Below are 2,505 nucleotides of genomic sequence, written 5' to 3' on the forward strand. Positions count from 1 at the left end.
GGGTCGTGACTGCGTGCCTTTTGAAGAATGAGCCTGCGAGTTAGCGGTGTGTAGCGAGGTTAACCCGTGTGGGGAAGCCGTAGCGAAAGCGAGTCCGAATAGGGCGATTGAGTTGCACGCTCTAGACCCGAAGCGGAGTGATCTAGCCATGGGCAGGTTGAAGCGGAGGTAAGACTTCGTGGAGGACCGAACCCACCAGGGTTGAAAACCTGGGGGATGACCTGTGGTTAGGGGTGAAAGGCCAATCAAACTCCGTGATAGCTGGTTCTCCCCGAAATGCATTTAGGTGCAGCGTCGTGTGTTTCTTGCCGGAGGTAGAGCACTGGATAGGCGATGGGCCCTACCGGGTTACTGACCTTAGCCAAACTCCGAATGCCGGTAAGTGAGAGCACGGCAGTGAGACTGTGGGGGATAAGCTCCATGGTCGAGAGGGAAACAGCCCAGAGCATCGACTAAGGCCCCTAAGCGTACGCTAAGTGGGAAAGGATGTGGAGTCGCAGAGACAACCAGGAGGTTGGCTTAGAAGCAGCCACCCTTGAAAGAGTGCGTAATAGCTCACTGGTCAAGTGATTCCGCGCCGACAATGTAGCGGGGCTCAAGCGTACCGCCGAAGTCGTGTCATTGCAGCAATAGGGCCAACGCCCGCTGTGATGGGTAGGGGAGCGTCGTGTGCCGGGTGAAGCAGCAGCGGAAGCTAGTTGTGGACGGTTCACGAGTGAGAATGCAGGCATGAGTAGCGATACACACGTGAGAAACGTGTGCGCCGATTGACTAAGGGTTCCTGGGTCAAGCTGATCTGCCCAGGGTAAGTCGGGACCTAAGGCGAGGCCGACAGGCGTAGTCGATGGACAACCGGTTGATATTCCGGTACCCGCTTTGAAACGCCCAATATCGAATCAGGCGATGCTAAGTCCGTGAAGCCGTTCCGGACCCTTCGGGGAAAGGAAAGTGGTGGAGCCGACGAACCAGACTTGTAGTAGGTAAGCGATGGGGTGACGCAGGAAGGTAGTCCAGCCCGGGCGGTGGTTGTCCCGGGGTAAGGGTGTAGGCCGAGGGGTAGGCAAATCCGTCCCTCGTTAAGGCTGAGACCTGATGCCGAGCCGATTGTGGTGAAGTGGATGATCCTATGCTGTCGAGAAAAGCCTCTAGCGAGTTTCATGGCGGCCCGTACCCTAAACCGACTCAGGTGGTCAGGTAGAGAATACCGAGGCGTTCGGGTGAACTATGGTTAAGGAACTCGGCAAAATGCCCCCGTAACTTCGGGAGAAGGGGGGCCATCACTGGTGATCGGACTTGCTCCGTGAGCTGGGGGTGGCCGCAGAGACCAGCGAGAAGCGACTGTTTACTAAAAACACAGGTCCGTGCGAAGCCGTAAGGCGATGTATACGGACTGACGCCTGCCCGGTGCTGGAACGTTAAGGGGACCGGTTAGTGCACTTTCGGGTGTGCGAAGCTGAGAACTTAAGCGCCAGTAAACGGCGGTGGTAACTATAACCATCCTAAGGTAGCGAAATTCCTTGTCGGGTAAGTTCCGACCTGCACGAATGGCGTAACGACTTCTCGACTGTCTCAACCATAGGCCCGGTGAAATTGCACTACGAGTAAAGATGCTCGTTTCGCGCAGCAGGACGGAAAGACCCCGGGACCTTTACTACAGTTTGATATTGGTGTTCGGTTCGGCTTGTGTAGGATAGGTGGGAGACTTTGAAACCCCAACGCCAGTTGGGGTGGAGTCGCCGTTGAAATACCACTCTGGTCGTGCTGGATGTCTAACCTCGGTCCGTGATCCGGATCAGGGACAGTGTCTGATGGGTAGTTTAACTGGGGCGGTTGCCTCCCAAAGGGTAACGGAGGCGCCCAAAGGTTCCCTCAGCCTGGTTGGCAATCAGGTGTTGAGTGTAAGTGCACAAGGGAGCTTGACTGTGAGACCGACGGGTCGAGCAGGGACGAAAGTCGGGACTAGTGATCCGGCGGTGGCTTGTGGAAGCGCCGTCGCTCAACGGATAAAAGGTACCCCGGGGATAACAGGCTGATCTTCCCCAAGAGTCCATATCGACGGGATGGTTTGGCACCTCGATGTCGGCTCGTCGCATCCTGGGGCTGGAGTCGGTCCCAAGGGTTGGGCTGTTCGCCCATTAAAGCGGTACGCGAGCTGGGTTTAGAACGTCGTGAGACAGTTCGGTCCCTATCCGCTGTGCGCGTAGGAATATTGAGAAGGGCTGTCCCTAGTACGAGAGGACCGGGACGGACGAACCTCTGGTGTGCCAGTTGTCCTGCCAAGGGCATGGCTGGTTGGCTACGTTCGGGAGGGATAACCGCTGAAAGCATCTAAGCGGGAAGCCTGCTTCAAGATGAGTATTCCCACCTCCTTGAGAGGGTAAGGCTCCCAGTAGACGACTGGGTTGATAGGCCAGATGTGGAAGCCCGGTAACGGGTGGAGCTGACTGGTACTAATAGGCCGAGGGCTTGTCCTCAGTTGCTCGCGTCCACTGTGTTAGTTCTGAA

The 2,505-nt window shown here is 56.6% G+C and carries 1 rRNA gene (running past one end of the window); it reads left to right on the top strand.

Features of this window, described 5'->3' with window-relative positions:
• A 23S ribosomal RNA gene (locus ACFYXV_RS34075) occupies positions 1-2,474 on the top strand (it extends 152 nt beyond the left edge of the window).
• Positions 2,475-2,505 lie beyond the last annotated feature (31 nt).

The sequence above is a fragment of the Streptomyces sp. NPDC002181 genome, assembly GCF_042890485.1.
GTDB lineage: Bacteria > Actinomycetota > Actinomycetes > Streptomycetales > Streptomycetaceae > Streptomyces.